The following is a 309-nucleotide window of genomic DNA, read 5'->3' as shown; positions in this document are numbered from 1 at the left end:
ACAGTCTGTTTCAGGAAATACAATAACTGTAAAAGGTAACTTTCAAAAACCGGACGAGATCAATAATCTGGAATATTCACCTTCCGGATCTGCAGTTGTAAAATCTGAAAAAACGATTTCTTCAAACACAAAAGAAAACTGGATAGAATACACCGTAAAAGATTCTGATAAAAGTTACAAATTCAATATTCCAAAATTCACTTTGGTAGAACCAGAGGGAGAACTCATCCCCCGAAGACAATAATTTTTTTTGCACAAAAAACTGTTTTTCATATTTCTGTTTATTCCTTTCATGATCTTATTGATGAA

General features: G+C 32.0%; 1 protein-coding gene. It reads left to right on the top strand.

The annotated features are described in order from the left end of the window. Window positions 1–244, top strand: a 244-nt coding sequence (locus WFK35_RS23085) for a hypothetical protein (protein ID WP_336735002.1), incomplete at its 5' end; no start/stop codon positions are given. Window positions 245–309: the final 65 nt, after the last annotated feature.

This window comes from Chryseobacterium sp. VD8 (genome assembly GCF_037149975.1).
Lineage (GTDB): Bacteria > Bacteroidota > Bacteroidia > Flavobacteriales > Weeksellaceae > Chryseobacterium > Chryseobacterium indicum.
The sequence above is the reverse complement of the archived record's forward strand: the minus strand, read 5'-3'. Positions and strand labels throughout refer to the sequence as shown.